Origin of the sequence: Nonomuraea sp. WAC 01424 (genome assembly GCF_003947315.1) — a bacterium.
GTDB lineage: Bacteria > Actinomycetota > Actinomycetes > Streptosporangiales > Streptosporangiaceae > Nonomuraea > Nonomuraea spiralis.
In genome coordinates this window covers 37726-53666 of the sequence record NZ_QHHZ01000032.1, presented here as the reverse complement: position 1 = coordinate 53666, position 15941 = coordinate 37726, and the positions used below count along the sequence as shown (strand labels likewise).

Annotated in this window: 17 protein-coding genes and 1 pseudogene; 7 read left to right on the top strand and 11 right to left on the bottom strand. The window is 73.9% G+C overall.

Going from position 1 to position 15941, the window contains the following annotated elements; translation table 11 throughout:
- Together DMB42_RS51165 and DMB42_RS51160 are read left to right on the top strand one after the other, a co-directional pair.
- On the top strand, positions 1 to 446 hold a 446-nt coding region (locus DMB42_RS51165; RefSeq protein WP_312024810.1), incomplete at its 5' end, for a TCP-1/cpn60 chaperonin family protein.
- A 145-nt stretch (positions 447 to 591) separates the two neighbouring features.
- Complete coding sequence (locus DMB42_RS51160; protein ID WP_185845312.1) at positions 592 to 1494, top strand: aldo/keto reductase; 903 nt, start codon at positions 592 to 594, stop codon at positions 1492 to 1494.
- Positions 1495 to 1689: 195 nt separating this feature from the next.
- On the opposite strand, the gene DMB42_RS51155 is transcribed toward DMB42_RS51160, so the two are convergent.
- Genes DMB42_RS51155 through DMB42_RS51135 form a run of 5 tightly spaced genes read right to left on the bottom strand, consistent with a single transcriptional unit; the run spans position 1690 to position 7003 of the window.
- Positions 1690 to 2331: a response regulator transcription factor gene (locus DMB42_RS51155; protein WP_125649110.1), complete on the bottom strand. Its 642-nt coding sequence runs from the start codon at positions 2329 to 2331 to the stop codon at positions 1690 to 1692.
- Positions 2319 to 3509: a sensor domain-containing protein gene (locus DMB42_RS51150; RefSeq protein WP_260478424.1), complete on the bottom strand. Its 1191-nt coding sequence runs from the start codon at positions 3507 to 3509 to the stop codon at positions 2319 to 2321. The genes DMB42_RS51155 and DMB42_RS51150 overlap by 13 nt, the downstream gene beginning before the upstream one ends.
- A gap of 40 nt (positions 3510 to 3549) precedes the next feature.
- Positions 3550 to 5979, bottom strand: a complete 2430-nt coding sequence (locus DMB42_RS51145; RefSeq protein ID WP_125649107.1) for an FtsX-like permease family protein — start codon at positions 5977 to 5979, stop codon at positions 3550 to 3552.
- Complete coding sequence (locus DMB42_RS51140; protein WP_396986444.1) at positions 5976 to 6764, bottom strand: ABC transporter ATP-binding protein; 789 nt, start codon at positions 6762 to 6764, stop codon at positions 5976 to 5978. The genes DMB42_RS51145 and DMB42_RS51140 overlap by 4 nt, the downstream gene beginning before the upstream one ends.
- Positions 6761 to 7003, bottom strand: coding sequence for a hypothetical protein (locus DMB42_RS51135; protein WP_125649104.1), 243 nt, complete (start codon positions 7001 to 7003; stop codon positions 6761 to 6763). Before DMB42_RS51135 ends, DMB42_RS51140 begins: the two co-directional genes overlap by 4 nt.
- A 106-nt stretch (positions 7004 to 7109) precedes the next feature.
- On the opposite strand from DMB42_RS51135, the gene DMB42_RS51130 reads away from it, so the two are divergent.
- Complete coding sequence (locus DMB42_RS51130; protein ID WP_221762739.1) at positions 7110 to 7874, top strand: NAD(P)-binding domain-containing protein; 765 nt, start codon at positions 7110 to 7112, stop codon at positions 7872 to 7874.
- Positions 7875 to 7927: 53 nt separating this feature from the next.
- Here DMB42_RS51130 and DMB42_RS51125 read toward each other — a convergent pair whose 3' ends face one another.
- The 4 genes and pseudogenes from DMB42_RS51125 to DMB42_RS51105 all read right to left on the bottom strand — a co-directional run bounded on the left by DMB42_RS51125 (position 7928) and on the right by DMB42_RS51105 (position 11459).
- The gene (locus DMB42_RS51125) at positions 7928 to 9070 is read right to left on the bottom strand and encodes an alpha/beta hydrolase (RefSeq protein WP_125649134.1); all 1143 of its coding nucleotides are present in this window, start codon (positions 9068 to 9070) and stop codon (positions 7928 to 7930) included.
- Between the two features lie 32 nt (positions 9071 to 9102).
- Positions 9103 to 9906 (bottom strand): S41 family peptidase, encoded by an 804-nt coding sequence (locus DMB42_RS51120; RefSeq protein ID WP_260478423.1) that lies wholly within the window; start codon positions 9904 to 9906, stop codon positions 9103 to 9105.
- Positions 9907 to 10009: 103 nt separating this feature from the next.
- Positions 10010 to 10423, bottom strand: a pseudogene (locus DMB42_RS51115) (ATP-binding cassette domain-containing protein); the annotation flags it as partial.
- A gap of 247 nt (positions 10424 to 10670) precedes the next feature.
- The gene (locus tag DMB42_RS51105) at positions 10671 to 11459 is read right to left on the bottom strand and encodes a bifunctional 2-polyprenyl-6-hydroxyphenol methylase/3-demethylubiquinol 3-O-methyltransferase UbiG (RefSeq protein WP_125649101.1); all 789 of its coding nucleotides are present in this window, start codon (positions 11457 to 11459) and stop codon (positions 10671 to 10673) included.
- A 98-nt stretch (positions 11460 to 11557) separates the two neighbouring features.
- Between DMB42_RS51105 and DMB42_RS51100 the strand changes: the two genes are divergently transcribed.
- From DMB42_RS51100 to DMB42_RS51090, 3 genes are read left to right on the top strand one after another with little or no spacing between them, the layout of a single operon-like run.
- A complete protein-coding gene (locus DMB42_RS51100) occupies positions 11558 to 11947 on the top strand; it encodes a hypothetical protein (RefSeq protein ID WP_125649098.1) in 390 nt (129 codons plus the stop codon).
- A 1-nt stretch (position 11948) separates the two neighbouring features.
- Positions 11949 to 12545 carry a TetR/AcrR family transcriptional regulator gene (locus DMB42_RS51095; protein ID WP_125649095.1) on the top strand — a complete coding sequence of 199 codons (597 nt, stop codon included), beginning with the start codon at positions 11949 to 11951 and terminating at the stop codon, positions 12543 to 12545.
- A gap of 25 nt (positions 12546 to 12570) precedes the next feature.
- Complete coding sequence (locus tag DMB42_RS51090) at positions 12571 to 13107, top strand: GNAT family N-acetyltransferase (RefSeq protein WP_221762738.1); 537 nt, start codon at positions 12571 to 12573, stop codon at positions 13105 to 13107.
- A gap of 32 nt (positions 13108 to 13139) precedes the next feature.
- On the opposite strand, the gene sigJ is transcribed toward DMB42_RS51090, so the two are convergent.
- Positions 13140 to 14033 carry an RNA polymerase sigma factor SigJ gene (gene sigJ, locus DMB42_RS51085; RefSeq protein ID WP_125649092.1) on the bottom strand — a complete coding sequence of 298 codons (894 nt, stop codon included), beginning with the start codon at positions 14031 to 14033 and terminating at the stop codon, positions 13140 to 13142.
- Between the two features lie 152 nt (positions 14034 to 14185).
- Between sigJ and DMB42_RS51080 the strand changes: the two genes are divergently transcribed.
- Complete coding sequence (locus DMB42_RS51080) at positions 14186 to 14713, top strand: YceI family protein (RefSeq protein ID WP_125649089.1); 528 nt, start codon at positions 14186 to 14188, stop codon at positions 14711 to 14713.
- A 48-nt stretch (positions 14714 to 14761) separates the two neighbouring features.
- Here DMB42_RS51080 and DMB42_RS51075 read toward each other — a convergent pair whose 3' ends face one another.
- Positions 14762 to 15658: a polysaccharide deacetylase family protein gene (locus DMB42_RS51075; protein WP_125649086.1), complete on the bottom strand. Its 897-nt coding sequence runs from the start codon at positions 15656 to 15658 to the stop codon at positions 14762 to 14764.
- Between the last annotated feature and the right edge of the window lie 283 nt (positions 15659 to 15941).

Here is a 15941-nt window from a genome sequence, read left to right as displayed (position 1 = left end):
TCGAGGACGCCGTGCGCAACGCCAAGGCGGCCGTCGAGGAGGGCATCGTCCCCGGTGGTGGCGTGGCGCTGCTGCAGGCCGGCGCGAAGGCGTTCGACAAGCTGGAGCTGGCGGGCGACGAGGCCACGGGTGCGGCGATCGTGAAGAAGGCTCTGGAGGAGCCGCTCAAGCAGATCGCGGTCAACGCCGGTCTTGAGGGCGGCGTCGTGGTGGAGAAGGTGCGTAACCTGACCCCCGGCGAGGGCCTCAACGCCGCTTCCGGCGAGTACGTCAACATGTTCGACTCCGGGATCATCGACCCGGCCAAGGTGACGCGCTCCGCGCTGCAGAACGCCGCTTCCATCGCGGCGCTCTTCCTGACCACCGAGGCCGTCATCGCCGAGAAGCCCGAGAAGACCCCTGCTGCTCCGGCCGGCATGCCCGGCGGGGGCGACATGGACTTCTAGCCCCTCCAACCACCACACCTAGCCCCCCAATCACCACACCTAGCCCCACCCACCACCACACCGGAAGGCGCGACATGCACATCTGCGGCCCCGGCCACCCGCCGGACCGTCCCCCCACCACCCCTTCGGCCAGGAGGACGGCGACGTGACGCTGCCGACCGCGACACTCGGCCGTACCGGCCTGCGGGTGAGCCGTCTCGGCTACGGGGCCATGGAGCTGCGCGGGCCGGAGGCGTGGGGCCCGCCGGTGAACGACGACGAAGCCCGCACCGTCCTGAACGAGGCCCTCGACGCGGGCATCAACCTCATCGACACCTCACCCGACTATGGCGTGGCCGAGGAGCACATCGGCCGCTGGATCTCCCACCGCCGCGACGAGTTCGTCCTGGTGGGTAAGTGCGGCTGCCCGGTCACGGGCGGCGACCCGGCGCACGTCTACACGAGGGCGAACGTCCGCGCGTGCGTCGAGCGCAGCCTGCGCCGGATGCGTACCGACCACCTCGACGTCCTGATGGTCCATCTGAGCCCGAGCGTCGCCGTGATGGAGGCCGAGGACACCGTGGCCGAGATGCGGGCGCTCCAGGACGAGGGCGCGATCCGCTTCACCGGCATGTCGGGGGAGCTGCCCCACCTGCCCGACCATCTCGCGATGGGGGTGTTCGACGTGTTCCTGCTGCCGTACTCGGCGCTCGACCGTTCCCACGAGGAGTTCGCCGGGGCCGCGGCGGTGGCCGGCGCGGGGACGATCGCTCGCGGCTCGGTCGCCCGCTCGCTGGTGCCGCCGCCCGAGGCCGTACCGGAGCCGATCCGCCGCCCGCTGGCCGACCGTCACGCCCGACTGGCCGCCGCCCGGCTGGACGAGCTGGCGGACGGCGCCCCGGTGACGGAACTCCTGCTGCGGTACATCCTCGGCCGCCCGGAGCTGCACTCCCTGATCGTCGGCTCGGCCCAGGCCGCGCACCTGCGAGCCAACATCACCGCCGCAACCAAGGGCCCACTCCCGCCCGACGTCCACAACGCCGTACACGACCGCCTGCACCCGGAGTGAGCCGAGGTGCCCAGCCCTCTCATGCCAGGGGGGAGGGGCGTTCCGGGAAAGGGGTCGTCCCGGGACGGGGGAAGGCGCTGGGGGAGGGGGTGATCGGGGAGGGGTGTGATGGGCCGAAGGGGCGAAGGGCCGAAGGGGCGAAGGGGCGTGGCGGGGGAGAGGCCGTGCTGGAGGGGGTTTGCGTTGGGGGCGGGGCTATTGGCCGTCGAGGAAGGTCAGGACAGCGAGTACTCGGCGGTGGCCGCCGTCCGAGACCGCCAGTCCGAGCTTGGCGAAGATGCTGCCGATGTGCTTGTGCACCGCATTGTCGGTGACGGTCAACCGCTGCCCGATCTCGTTGTTGCTCAGTCCCTGGGCCATCCAGGACAGCACTTCGCGTTCCCGCGCCGTGAGGCTGTCCAGGCCGTCGCCCCGGCCCGTCATGAGCTGGGCGATGACCTCGGGGTCCATGACCGTGCCGCCCGCGGCGACCCGGCGGACGTCCTCGACGAACTGGCTCACCCGGCTGACCCGGTCCTTGAGCAGGTAGCCGACGCCGCCGGAGCCGTGGGCGAGCAGCTCGCGGGCGTAGATGCGCTCGACGTACTGGGACAGGACCAGGATGGGCAGGGTGGGGTCGGCGTTCCGGAGGGCGACGGCGGCCTTGATGCCCTCGTCGCGGAAGGACGGCGGCAGCCGCACGTCGGCGATGACCAGGTCGGGCCGGTGCGCGGCGACGGCGTCCATGAGGCCGTCGGCGTCCGGCACGACCGCGGCCACCTCGATGTCCTTGCTGGTCAGCAGCAGCTCCAGCCCGGTCGAGAGCAGAACGTTGTCCTCGGCGATCACGACGCGCATGGCAGCTCCACGACGAGACGGGTGGGCCCTCCGAGAGGGCTGTCGATGGTGAGTGCGCCGTCGAGCGCGGCGGCCCTGCTGCGGATTCCGGTGACGCCGGTGCCGCGGCTCTCGTCCACGCCGCCCTTGCCGTCGTCGCAGATCTCGATGCGCAGTGTACGCCCCGACGTCAGCCGTACGGTGACGCGGCCGGCGCCGCTGTGCTTGGCGGCGTTCGTGACGGCCTCGGCCACGATGAAGTAGGCCGCCGTCTCGACCGCGGCGGGCACGGAACCGAGGCCGCTCACGTCCGTCTCGACGGGCACCCCGGCCTTCGCCGTCACGGCGGCCACGGCCCCGGCCAGACCCCGGTCGGCCAGGACGGGCGGGTACATCGTGCGGATCACCTGCCGCAACTCGGTCATCGCCTCCTCGGTTCCCTCGTGGGCGTCCTTCAGCAGCCGGCCGACGGGCCCGGCGTCGTCGTCGAGCGCCTCCCGGGCCATGGCCAGCCGCATCGCGATGGCGACCAGCCGCGCCTGGGTGCCGTCGTGCAGGTCGCGCTCGATGCGGCGCAGCTCGGCGGCGTGCGCGTCCAGCACGCCCGACCTGCTCTCGGTCAGCTCGCCGACGCGTTCGGCCAGCAGGTCGGCCGCCGACGGCGCGAGCGCGGCCAGGCAGGCGCGCGCGTGCAGGCGGGCCAGCCTGGGCACCCCCCACCAGGCCAGCGGCGTGGCCAGCACAACCTGCGCGACGCCCAGGCCGATCGCCTGCGACCACTCGGTCACCGGGATGAACAACAGCAGCCGCAGCGGGTCGTCGGCCGGGAACAGCCACCACAGCGGGGACTCCAGGACGGGGTTCACCACCAGTCCGATCACCCCGAGGGCGGCCAGCGTGACGGGCAGGCCCACGACGACGTGCAGAGCGGTCCAGCGCAGGTCGCGCCTGGGCCGCGTACCCATGAGGAGGTGGCGCCACTGGTCGCGCACGCCGGCGTCGGCGGGCGGCGCCGGCCGCGCCGGTACGTCGACCCCCAGCACCCGGCCCGCCTGGACACGCTGCCACTCGGCCCACCGGTGGAGCACCGCCATCATGCGCGGCACGAGGACGAGTCCCGCTCCGCCCACGGGCACGAGCAGCACGCCCACGGCGAGGAAGGCCAGCGCGACCATCGCCGCCATGGAGGACCCGAACACGATCAGGTGATATCGGACAAACCGCCAAAGATCTTTCACGCTAATTCATGATCTTCCGGGCAGGTAGCTCCATGGCGAGGGACACAATCGACATCACCCCCACAATAGACGCCGGCACCAGCCACAACGGCCCCGCGGGCAGCGGGCGGGCCAGGAAACCCAAGCTGAGGAGCACCAGCGGCACCGCGGAGAGCACCAGCCCCGACACCGACGCCCCCGCGCCCACGAGCATCGCCTCCCAGCGCACCACCCGCCTGAGCTGACGCCGGGTCAGGCCGAGCGCGCGCAGACCGGCGAACTCCTCCCGCCGCGCCGTCGTCGTCGCCACCAGCCGGTTGGCGACCGCCACCAGCACGTAACCCAGCAGTACGGCCAGCACGGCGACGTTCACCAGCGTCTGGGCCGAGGCCGTGGCGGCCTGCGGTCCCGCGGGGCGGCCGTCGAAACGCAGCTCAGGACGTCGCGCGAGGTCGCCGAAGTCGCCGGGACGGGCGAGCACCGCGCTGTCCAGCCCGGTCGTCGTGTGCGCCGCGGCCAGGTCGCGGGAGAGCACGATCGGGCCGAACCCGAGGCCGCGCCGGTACGTGGCCACCACCCGGGCCCGTACCCGGGCGCCGTCGCCCATGGTCACGTCCATGGTCGTGCCGATCCGGCCCACACGCTCGTCGACCGCCACGGTCGCGCCCTTGAGCCCGTCCAGGCCGCCGGCCACGAGGTCGAGGTCGACCAGGCCGTCGGCGGCAGGGCCGAGCGCCATGGCCGGGCGGTCCATCAGACCGGGGTCGTCGCCGGCCATGAGCGGCGCGGTCACCACGGTCGTCATCGCCATGCCCGTCGCCTCGGTCCTCGACCGTACGTCGGCGAGCAGGTCGCGCGGGATGCCGCCGAGGCCGGGAGCGGTGATCGTGACCAGGCCGCGCAGGCCCAGGGCGGCCTGGTCGGACTGCGCCCTGGCCATCGTGGTCTGCGTGAGCGTCACGCTGAGCCCGAGCGTGACCACCATGCCGAGGGCGGCCACCGCGGCGGCGGTCCGCAGCGCGTACCCGTGGCAGTTGTGCACCGCCAGCCAGAGCGGGGCGGGCAGCCGGGCCATGAGCCGCGATCCGGCCACCGCCCGCGCCACCCCCTGCACCAGCCGCGGACCAGCGAGAGCCAGGCCGATCACCGCCATGATCGCGGCGGTGCCCGGTCCGACCGCGGCCAACTCGGTCCGTACGAACAGCGGCATCGTGGACAGCACCAGAGAGGCCAGCATGAGCAGCAGCCCCGCGTTGGTGCGCGCCCGCGACGGCGTACGCGGCTCGGGGAGCCCGGAGACGACCGGCATGCGCGAGACCCGCAACGATCCCGCCCACGCGGCCACCCGCGTGACGCCGAGCAGCAGCAGCGTCGCGGCCACGGCCGGCAGCGCCCCGTACACGAGCGGCTGGTCCTCGCGCAGCATGCCGATCCCGGTCAGCAGCCCGCCGAACCGGTCGGCCAGGTAGTAGCCGAGCGCGGCCCCGGGCGGCACGGCCGGGAGCGCCGCCGCCATGGCCTGGACGGCCACCACCCGGCGCACCTGGCGCGGGGTCGCGCCGGCCGCGCGCAGCAGGGCGAGGTCGCGGCGCTGCCGGTTGACCGACAGCGCCAGGCCACCGCCCACCACGAACCCGACCACCATCAGGCTGATGCCGCCGATCGAGGCGGGCAGGGCCAGCAGCAGTCCGCGGCCCGCCGCCGCGCCCGGCGACTCGGCGTCGGCCCGGTCGCGGCCGGTCGCGTACTCGTAGCCGGCGCCCAGGCGGGCCTTCAGCCGGGCGGCCAGCGTCTCGGGGGAGACGCCGGGCGTCGCGCGGACCGCGACGAGGTCCACCGTCGCCGGTCTGCCCGCCGTCCGGGCGGCCAGGGTGGTGGCGACGGAGTCGGGGAAGTACACACCCGGGGTGTCCACTACGGCGCTCACCCGGTAGGTCGCGGGCGTCCCGGCCGCCGTCACCCGCAGCTCGTCCCCGACCCGGCCGCCGCTCACCGCGATCTCGCCGGGGGCGCGCGGCGCGTGCCCCGCCGTGATCCGCCCGCTCAGCGCGAGCGATGACCACCCGTGGCCGGCGGTGGCAGGATCGGCGGTACGCCCGACAGCCCCGGACGAAACGGTGGCGGCGGCGGTACCCCCGGATACGACGGCGGCGGGGAAGCTGAGGTCGCCGGTCGCGGCTGCCACGCCGGGCACCTCGGCCGCCGCGGCGACCAGCGAGGAGGGGATCCTGGCGCGCTCGGGCAGCGCCACGGGCAGGTCCTCCTTGCGGGAGATCGACTGCCGCGCCGCGACCACCACGTCCGCGCCCGAGAGCCGCAGGGGCGGCTGCGCGCGGAAGGCCGAGTCCACCAGCACGCCGGTCGCGGTCACCAGCGCCATCCCGCCCAGCACCGCGGCGAACACCACGACGAGGCCGCCCGCCTTGGCGAGCGCCAGCGCGAGCCTGATCACGCGACCCGCTCCGCGCTCAGCCGCGCCAGCCGTACGGCCAGGTCCTCGGCGGACGGGGCGGGCAGGATGTCGAGCACCCGCCCGTCGGCCATGAGCACGGTGTCGTGCGCGCGGGCCGCGGCGGCGGGGTCGTGGGTGACCATGACGACGGTCTGGCCGAGGTCGTCGACCAGCTCGCGCAGCAGGTCCAGCACGTGGGCGGCGCTGCGCAGGTCGAGCGCGCCGGTGGGCTCGTCGGCGAACACCACGTCCGGGCGGGCGGCCAGGGCCCGGATGATGGCGGCCCGCTGCTGCTGGCCGCCCGACAGTTCCGTCGGCCGGTGCCGCAGCCGGTCGCGCAGGCCCATCCGGCCGATCAGCTCGCCGAGCCAGGCCCGGTCCGGGCGCACCCCGGCCATCCGCAGCGGCAGCGTGATGTTGTCCTCGACGGTGACGGTGGGCAGCAGGTTGTAGGACTGGAAGACGTAGCCGAGATGCTTCCTGCGCCACTCCGTGCGCCTGGTCTCCGACATGCGGGTGACCTCGGCGCCGCAGATGGTGATCTCGCCCGACGTCGGCGGCTCCAGGGCGGCCGCGGCCTGCAACAAAGTGCTCTTCCCCGAGCCCGACGGTCCCATCACGGCCACGAACCGGCCGCGCGGGAAGGCCAGCGACACGTTGTCGAGGGCGACGACGTCACCGTAGGTCTTGCTCACCCGTTCCAGCATGACGACCGCGCCGGAGACAGCGCCGGAGACAGCGCCGGAGAGAGCGCCGGAGAGAGCGCCGGTGACCGGGCTGCTCACGACCGGCGTCCGGCCACGTACAGGACGATGAGCCCCGCGATGCCGGCCGCGCCCACCACGCCGCCCGCCAGCCCGGGCAGGGTCAACTCGCCCCGCGCGGCGAAGTTGGCGACCAGGTTCACCGAGGCTCCGGCCACCGTCAGGACCCACAGCAGGGCCCGCAGCCCGGACCGCCGCGGCCGGGGCCGCGGGGTCCGCGCCGGCTGGTCATATGTGTCAATTCTGTACGGATCGCTCATGAGGACGACGCTACGGACCTCGGCCTCCACGATGAATCCCGCCAGCAACCGAAGGGACGGTACAGACTGCTGTAGTACTTATGGCCACACAAGGGAGGAACACACAGTGCAGCGGATCGGCGTCATCGGGGTGGGCGAGATCGGCCGGGCCATCGTGACGGGCCTGTGCGAGGCGCCCGGCGAGCGTCCCGAGGTGTTCCTCTCCCCACGCGGAGCGCGCGCCGCCAAGGAGCTGTCGGAGCGGTACGAACGCGTCCGGGTCTGCGCCGGAAACCAGGAGGTGGTGGACCGCTCGGAGCTGGTCATCGTCGCCGTACGCCCGCCGGACCGGCACGAGGCGCTGGCCGGCCTGCGCGTGGACGACGACCGGATCGTGGTCAACGTGATGGCCGGCGTCGCGAACGACGACCTGCGCGGGCAACTCGCCACCGGCGCCACGCTGGTACGGGCCATCCCCCTGCCCGCCGTCCGCGACCGCGAATCGGTCACGGTGACCTGCCCGGCGCACCCGGCGGTGGACGCCCTCTTCGACCGCCTGGGCGGCGTGCTGCCGGTCGAGGACGAGGCCGCCTTCAACGTCTTCTCCGCGCTGACGGCGACGCTGACCACCCACCTGTCCTACCTCGCCACGCTCACCTCGTGGGCCGCCGGCCACGGCCTCCCCGCCGAGGTCGCCGAACGCTACGTCCGTGGCCTCTTCCAGGACCTCGGACGCGCCCTGGGCGACGAGAGCCGTTCGCTGCGGCAGCTCGCGGCCGACCACGAGACCCCGAACGGCAGCAACGAGCGCATCCGCACCACCTGGTTCACCCCGGCCACCTCCGCGGCCCTCACCCAGGCCCTCGACGACCTGCTCGACCGCCTCGACTGACCGCCTCGACCGACCGCGTCAACCGACCGCGTCACCCCGGACCGGGCCGCCGTTCACCGGCAGTCCTTCCGCTCGGGCGCGCAGAACCGGACCTCGGGGTAGCGCGGCGACGGCCCGTCCAGCAGGGGTTGCGGCCTGCCGCGCAGGTGCAGGTCGAGGAAGGCCCGTACGTACGCGCGGACGACCTCGGTGGACCGGGCCGCGCTGAGTGAGCCCGGCACGGGGATGCCGAGGGCCCCGGCCAGCAGCGGCACGTCGGTGAACGTCTGGTGGTCCGCGCCGGGCAGCAGCAGCCACCGCTTCCAGCCCGACAGCAGTCTCCAGTCGCGGTCCCACGAGTTGTCGCGCCCGCCGGGCGGGTGGCCCGCCGACCCCAGGAACAGGAACGGCCGCGACAGGCCGCCCTTCGGGATCCGGGCGTACGTGGTGCCGTCCATGTCGAGGCCGGCGCGGATCCGGGAGTCCTTCAGCATCGACTCCACCGCCGCGGCCCCGCCGATCGACTGGCCCGCCATCGCGATCCTGGACCGGTCGATCAGGGAGGAGCCCTTCCAGGCCGCGTCCGGCCCGGTCAGCCGGTCCAGCACGAAGGAGACGTCGGCCGCCCGCACCGCCGTCACGCGCGGGCCGAAGCCGGGGTCGGAGTCGCTGTCGCAGGCCACGCACTCCGCGATCCGGCCGCCGGGGAACGTCGTCGCGTAGGTCTCGTAGGCGTGGCCGACGCCGGCGACGACGTACCCGTGCGCGGCCAGGTCCTCGGCGAGGGCGACCAGCGTGCCGCGCGGCTGGGTGAACCCGGGGGAGAGCACGACCAGCGGCAGGCCGCCCGTCTTCCCGGCCGGCTCCGCGCCGGTGAAGGAGTTGGTGCGCGTCCTGCTCAGCATGTCGTACGGCGCGCCGGTCACCTTCTTGCCCCTCAGGGTCAGCTCGGACTCCTTGGCCGACATGTACGCGGCGGGCGTCCCCGTACGGGCCTTCGCCGGGTACCACAGGGTGACCATCAGCTCCCTGGCCTTCGACTCGGGCACCCACGGGTCGGCGCGGGAGGCGTCCTTGAGGTACAGGGCGGTGGTGCCGACCACCGCGCTCCCCGTCGGGGCGGGCAGGGCCGGGGGAGCGGCGGGCGTGGGCGACGGGCCCGCGGTCCTCGGCGGGGCGGCGCGCGGGATCGGCTTCGGTGCGATGGCATGGCTCATGAGGTGGTCCGTCCTCGTCGGCGGCGGGATCGTCAGTCGTGCAGCAGGGCCAGCGCCCTGGCCAGGGCGGGATCGCGCCCGACGGCGGCGTCCTGCGGGGTCAGCGGCACGTGCTCGTCGGGGGCCACGCCGACCCGGTCGGTCAGCACCACCAGCGGCAGCCCGACCAGCGGCACGTTGTCGTCGGTGCGCATGGTCTCGCACGAGCCGTCCGCGGCGCACTGGTAGGCGGTGACCTTGCCGTGCCCGAACCCGCCCAGCAGCCGGTTCGCCTCGTCGGGGCTGCCGCCACCGTTGCCGCGCAGGTCCAGCACGACCCCGGCGAGCGTCCTGCCGGTGCGCAGCCTGGCGATCGCCCGCAGCACCCGGTTCGCCGAGTCGGGCGCGAAGCCGCGCATCCGCACGCGGGCGACGTCGCCGTCCACCACCTCGGCCGTCACGGCGGGCAGCGTGTCCGGGTCGGGCTGGAACAGGCGGGGCTTGAGCGTCACGGTACGGCGGCGGCCGGTGTCCTGCCGCAGCAGCCGCAGCCGGACCGGGGCCGCCTGGGGGTAACGCGGGTAGAGCGCGGCGACGGCGGCCGGGGTGACCTCGGCGCCGACGAAGGGCGCCGAGCCGTCGATCGACTCGATGACGTCGCCCGGCCGCACCCCGGCGGCCCTCGCCGGTCCCCCCTGTACGGCGGTGACGAACAGCGGCGGCAGCGCGTTCCCGGGGGCGCCGGACGGGCCGGTGCTGGCCTGGAGGCCGAGGCCGTACTGGTCGCCGTCGTAGTAGGCGGGCGGGCGGCGCATGCCGTGCGCCCAGCGGGCGTGGTCGTCGCCGAGGGCGGCCACGAGGGCCCTGGAGGAACTCGCGGCGGGCGAGCGGGTCGAGCGCGGCGACCGGCTCGTCCAGGAGCAGCAGCTCGGGGCGCTTGGCCAGGCCCATGGTGAGCGCGAGCTGGGCGCGCTGGCCGCCCGACAGCCGTCCCGCCCGGTGCGCGGGGTCCAGGCCGAGCCGTCTGACGCGGTCCTGGGCGAGCGCGGCGTCCCAGCCGGGGTTGAGCCGGGCGCCCAGCCGCAGGTGCTCGGCCACGCTGAGCGCGGCGTAGACGGGGGCGTCCTGGGCGACGAACCCGATCCTGGCCTGCTGCCCCGGACAGTCCGGCGGATTCCCGCCGAGCACGCCGATCCGGCCCTCGGACGGCGTGAGCTGCCCGCCGGCCAGCTTCAGCAGCGTGGTCTTGCCGACCCCGTTGGGGCCCACCAGCCCGACGACGTGCCCCTCAGGGACGTCGAGTGCGCAGTCGCGCAGCGCCCAGCGCCGGCCGTACCGCTTGCCCAGCCCCTGGGCCGTCAGGACGCCGCTCATGCGATGTCCTGCCGCGCGGCGTCGCGGAAGGTGCTCATGAACAGCGCCTCGATGCTCTCGTCGTCGAGGCCGGCCAGGCGGGCCTTGGCCAGCCAGCGCCGCAGGTCCTGGCGCAGCGGGCCGTGCGCTGCAGGTACGGCGAGACGCCGGACCGGGCGTCCAGATAGAACTCGATCACCCTTCCTCCATTTAACTAGGCTCCTAGTACTAGGAACCTCTGGAGATCAAGGGCGTGTAAGGAAAGGGCTCAGGACTCCCGGCGGGCGACGGTCAGCAGGTGGCCGCTGACGCCCAGCAGCGAGGGCTCCGACTCCATCGAGCGCTGGGCGTCCAGGAGCAGGGTCCGGCAGGCGGGGTCGTCGAGCCAGTCGGCGACGTCGCCGTAGAGCCAGAAGGCGCCTTCCAGGCCGTACTGCGCGGCGCCGGGGAGGCCGGCGTCGGCGAACTCGGCGCACACCTCGTCCGGTTGGTGGAAGTAGGCGGTGAATCCGCGCCGGGGGGAGCGCATGACGCCGTGCGCCGCGGCGGCTTGAGCCGCCTCCCGCTGGGGTTCCTCCAGGTACGTTCCCAGGTGGACGGTGTCGAGCACGGCCGCGTGCCGGTTGATGGTGGCCGCCGCCACGAGCCCGCCGGGTCGTACGGCGCGCCGCGCCTCGCGCAGGGCCCGCATCCGGTCGGCCCGTTCGGCCAGATGGTAGAGCGGGCCCAGCAGCAGAACGGCGTCCGCGCCCTGATCGGGCACCGGCAGCCGGCGCGCGTCCCCCAGTGCGGCGCGCAGCCCCGGTACTCCGGCCGCCCGCTCCACGTGTAACGGGACCGGGTCGAGCAGGGTCACCTCGTAGCCGTCGGCCAGCAGCCATTCGGCGTGCACGCCGGTGCCGCCGCCGACGTCGAGGACCCGGGCCGGGGGCGGGGGCAGTGTGCGGCGGAGCACGTCCTGGGTGCGCCAGAACTCCAGGCGGCCGCGGCCCTCACGCAGCCGGTCGTGCTCCAGGTCCTGTGCGTAGTAGGTCAGCACCTCGGGTGTCACGGTCATGATCGATCATGACCGGCCCGTCGCGCCGCGGGCAAAGGAATTAGCCGGGTGCCGGATCCCGCGCGCGTTTTCTTATCCGAGCGTATAAATTTATCCACATGGATAACAACAAGGTCTGGCCGCTCGTCCGCGCTCTCTTCGTCGCCGTCCTCGTCGTCTCGATCGCGACGCTCGGCGTCCTGGCCGTCGTCGGCGGCAACTGGGTGGTGTGGGTACGCGCCGCCGCCGTCGCCGCGGCCTCCGCCTGGCTCGTCGCCCTCGCCGGACAGGCCGCGCGAGGCAGGCGGTCCGCCTACGTGCGCATCCGCTTCGTCTCCCTCGCCGCGCCCGTCGGCATCGTGCTCATCCTCCTTGCGCCGGACAGCGGCTATCCGCTGTGGATGAAGGCCGAGCAGGGCGTGGTCGGCCTCCTGGTCGCCGCCGTCGCGGTCGTCGTCAACCGACGTGCCGTGCGCGAGGCGTTCCCGAAGCGTGGCAAGCTGGGCTGACATGGAGAGCTCCGGAACCCGTCAGGCGGCCACCGAGGCCCGGAAGGCCCAGATCGCCGCGGCGGCGATCGCCGTGCTCGCCGAGCGGGGTTACGCGGAGACCACCTTCGACTCCATCTGCGAGCGCGCCGGGCTCAGCAGCAAGAGGCTCATCTCCTACCACTTCTCCACCAAGGACCAGCTCTTCGAGGCCGTCGTCCGGCAGGTCGTCACCGACGCCGCCGCCTTCATGCGGCCGGCGATCGAGGCGGCCTCCGGGGCCCGCGCCCAGCTTGAGGCGTTCATCAGGGCGAACGTCGCCTTCATCGCCGCCCACCCCGCCCACGTACGCGCGGTCCAGCAGATCGCGTTCAACCGCACGCCCGTGGGGGGCGGTGAGCGGGACGCCGCGATCGGCCGGCTGGCCGCCCTGTTCGAGGACGGCCGGCGTACGGGGGCGTTCCGGGCGTTCGACAGCGTCCTGATGGCCATGGCCCTGCGCGCCGCCATCGACGCGGTGGCCGACGGGGTCGCCGGCGGCCTCGACCCCGGCCGCTGCGCCACCGAACTCGTCGACCTCTTCGACCGGGCCACCGCGAAAACCCCGTCGCCGTCCTGACCGGCCGCCCGGCATCATGGTCGTCATGCCAGGTCTGCCGGGTCTCGTCGATCCCTCCGAGCGGTTGCGGCCCTCGTTCCTGGCGGCGGTGGCCGAGTTCCGGGCCGACCGGGACTTCCCGGTCCCGTGGTTCGTCCAGGACGTCGATCCCGAGGCGCTGACCGGCCGGGCGGGCTTCGCCGCGTACGTGGCACGGCTGCTCGGCGAGCGCACCGAGGCGGGCGTCCGCGACGGGTTCGTGCCCATGACGACGCTGTGGTGGGCGGACGGCGAACGTTTCCTGGGCAGGCTGGCCGTCCGCCACCGGCTCACCCCGGCGCTGGAGCGGCTGGGCGGCCACATCGGCTACGACGTGCGGCCCGGCGCCCGGCGGCGGGGGCACGCGACGGCGATGCTCGCGGCGGCGCTGCCGATCGCGCGGCGGCTGGGCGTCACCAGCGCGCTGGTCATGTGCGACCGGACGAACACCGTCTCCCGGCGCGTCATCGAGGCCAACGGCGGCCGGCTGCTCGACCTCACCGACCGCAAACGCCGCTACCTGGTGCCCACGGACCCCGCGTAGCCGCCTCCCCAGGCTCCCGGTCCCGACGGCGGTCAGCCCGCCGTCCACGGGCGGAGCTTGTCGGGGTTGCGTACGGCCCAGAAGTGCCTGATCCGGTCGTTCACCACCTCGAAGGCCATCACCACCACGGTGACGCCGTCCTGCTGGGCCACCAGGCCGGGCTGACCGTTGACCGTGCGTTCCAGGATCGTCAGGCCCGGCGCCAGCTCGGCGAGGTCGACCAGGTAGCGCGCGATCCGCTCGCCGCCCTCGACCGGCTCCAGCAGGGCGCTGACCAGGCCGCCGCCGTCGGCGACGCCGGTGGCGTCGGGGTCGAGCAGGGCGACCAGGGCCTTGATGTCCTTGGCCTCCCACGCCTGCTTGAACCCCCGGACGATGCCCGCCTGCCGGGCCACCGGGGTCACCGGGGCCCGCGCGGCCCGGATACGGCCGCGGGCCGAGGAGGCCAGCTGGCGGCAGGCCGCCGGAGTACGGCCGACGACCTCGGCCACCTCGGCGAACGGGTAACGGAAGACGTCGTGCAGGATGAACGCGACCCGCTCGGCCGGGGTCATCGACTCCAGGACGACGAGGAAGGCCATGTTGACCGACTCGTCCAGGGTGACCCGGTCGGCCGGGTCGTCGCCGGGCCATTCCGCGCGGTCGGGGAGCGGTTCGGGGATCCATTCGCCGACGTAGCGCTCGCGGCGGGCGCGGGCCGAGCCGAGCTGGTCCAGGCAGATACGCCCGGCGACCCTGGTCAGCCAGGCGGCCGGGACGTCGATCGCCTCCTGCTGCTCCCGCGACATGGCGTACCAGCGGGTGTAGGTCTCCTGGACGACGTCCTCGGCGTCGGCCAGCGAGCCCAGCAGCCGGTAGGCCAGGTTGATGAGCTGCCGCCGCTCGCTCATGATCGCGTCCAGGCCAGGGTCGGGTGGGGTGGTCATGGTGTCGCCGGCCTTCCTCGTGTCGTGTTCGTCCTGCGCCGGTACGACGAGACGGCGCCGCGAAACGTCAGGCCGTACGCCGCCTGACATTCGGCGGCGGTGCGTCGTCGTACGACCGAGACGGCACCCTTCCCCTCCAGGAGCGAACAGCGATGACCAGCACGACCAGCTTCAGCACGCTCACCGGCGACTACGTGATCGACCCCACCGGCACCCGGATCGGCTTCGTCGCCCGGCACACGATGGCCTCCAGGGTACGCGGGCGGTTCGACGACTTCGAAGGCGCTCTGCGGCTCGACGGCGACGACCCGTCGAGGTCCGACGTCCGGCTCGCGATCCGGTCGCACAGCATCCGGACCGGCAGCGAGCAGCGCGACGGGCACCTGCGCGGCAGGTTCCTGCGCGTCGGCGACCACCCGTCCATCACCTTCACCTCGACCGGCGCCGAGCGGACCGGCGAGGCCGCGTTCCGGCTCACCGGCGACCTGACCATGTGCGGCGTGAACCGGCCGGTCGCCCTGGACCTCACGCTGACCGGCGACGGCGACCGGGTCCGTTTCGGCGGCGGCGCCACGATCGACCGCCTGGACTGGGGCGTCAACTGGAACGCCGCGACCGCGCTCCTGGTCGCCCGCGAGGTGGTGCTGGAACTCGACGTCACCGCGACCCGCCGCCCCTGACCCCGGAAGCCCTGGGTTCCGGAGGATGGCCCGGGTAGGGCGCCGGGGTCAGGGGCGTTGCCCGCGTTGCGCGGCCCGCAGGTCCAGCCAGCCGATCATCTTGACGTCCTCGGCGTCCAGGACCTCGCGGACGTCAGGGTCGGTGAACAGGCCCAGCTCCCACCCGCGCTTGGCCGCGCCCGGCATGATCGCGCGCAGCTCGTCGGTGTCCTCGAAGGGATGGATGTAGATCTCCGTGACGCCCGGCCGCAGCGCGCGCAGCAGCTCGATCATGTCCTTCTTGAGCGAGTCGTAGTCCTCGCCGTCGGACTGGTGGAAGGGCAGCGACCACAGGTGGTCGAGGATCATCACCCCGGCCTCGTCTGCGGCCGCGGCCAGGGCCCGCGCCACCGGCTCCAGCTCCTCCGGCGCGCCGGTGCCCGCCAGCGAGCGGGGCAGGCGGAAGGGCAGGCCGTACTCGGCGCACACCGGCAGGACGACGTCCAGGAAGTGGCGTCCGGTGGCCAGGCCGTACAGGCTGCCCATGTGGTTGTCGGCGTGGGAGGGGTCCAGGCCGAGCGCGACGGCCTTGCGGATCTGGTTGACGATCTCGATCCGGACCTCGTCCGGGTCGGCGGCCCGTTCGAAGGAGGCGCAGTCGCGGGGGAAGTAGCCGTTCTCGTCCACCAGGGTGGTGACGGGGTGGTCCCGGGTGACCGGGCCCCAGCGGTAGCCCTCCCACTCGCTGGTCAGCGTCAGGTGCACCCCGACGTCGAAGCCCTTGGCCTCGGCGGCGGCCTGCGGCGCCCACGGGCAGGGCGTCATCAGCGTGGCCGAACTGATCGCCCTGGCGCGCAGGAGCGAGGTGATGCCGAGGTTGGCCGACCTGCTCATGCCGTAGTCGTCGGCGTTGACGATGAGCAGCCGGTCGTCGGGGGCGTGGCCGAGCCGGGAGGCGAGCGTCATCAGGAGACCCTTCGTAGGTGAGGCCGGTGGACGGTCGGGGAGCGGTGGCGACCGCGGTGTCGACTGCGGTGTCGACTGCGGTGTCGACTGCGGTGGCGGCCTCGCGGGCGGGCCGGATCGCCGGTCACGGCAGGCTCGGGCCCGACGCCCGGCACCATGGACGCGCTCACCCCGGTCACCCACCCCGGCCCCCCGCCGAAGCGCCCGCCGGGCGCCCGCCTGGTACCGCTGGCTCACGAGTCCTCACGGCCGTAGGCAGGTCAGCAAGATTCCTCCCCAGATC

Bases quoted from the DNA above. Each gene is read 5' to 3' on its own strand.
- DMB42_RS51155 (WP_125649110.1), bottom strand. From the start codon at position 2,331: ATGCGCGTCGTGATCGCCGAGGACAACGTTCTGCTCTCGACCGGGCTG.
- DMB42_RS51095 (WP_125649095.1), top strand. From the start codon at position 11,949: ATGGAGAGCTCCGGAACCCGTCAGGCGGCCACCGAGGCCCGGAAGGCC.
- DMB42_RS51090 (WP_221762738.1), top strand. From the start codon at position 12,571: ATGCCAGGTCTGCCGGGTCTCGTCGATCCCTCCGAGCGGTTGCGGCCC.
- DMB42_RS51100 (WP_125649098.1), top strand. From the start codon at position 11,558: ATGGATAACAACAAGGTCTGGCCGCTCGTCCGCGCTCTCTTCGTCGCC.
- sigJ (WP_125649092.1), bottom strand. From the start codon at position 14,033: ATGACCACCCCACCCGACCCTGGCCTGGACGCGATCATGAGCGAGCGG.
- DMB42_RS51125 (WP_125649134.1), bottom strand. From the start codon at position 9,070: ATGAGCCATGCCATCGCACCGAAGCCGATCCCGCGCGCCGCCCCGCCG.
- DMB42_RS51105 (WP_125649101.1), bottom strand. From the start codon at position 11,459: ATGACCGTGACACCCGAGGTGCTGACCTACTACGCACAGGACCTGGAG.
- DMB42_RS51080 (WP_125649089.1), top strand. From the start codon at position 14,186: ATGACCAGCACGACCAGCTTCAGCACGCTCACCGGCGACTACGTGATC.
- DMB42_RS51135 (WP_125649104.1), bottom strand. From the start codon at position 7,003: ATGAGCGATCCGTACAGAATTGACACATATGACCAGCCGGCGCGGACC.
- DMB42_RS51075 (WP_125649086.1), bottom strand. From the start codon at position 15,658: ATGACGCTCGCCTCCCGGCTCGGCCACGCCCCCGACGACCGGCTGCTC.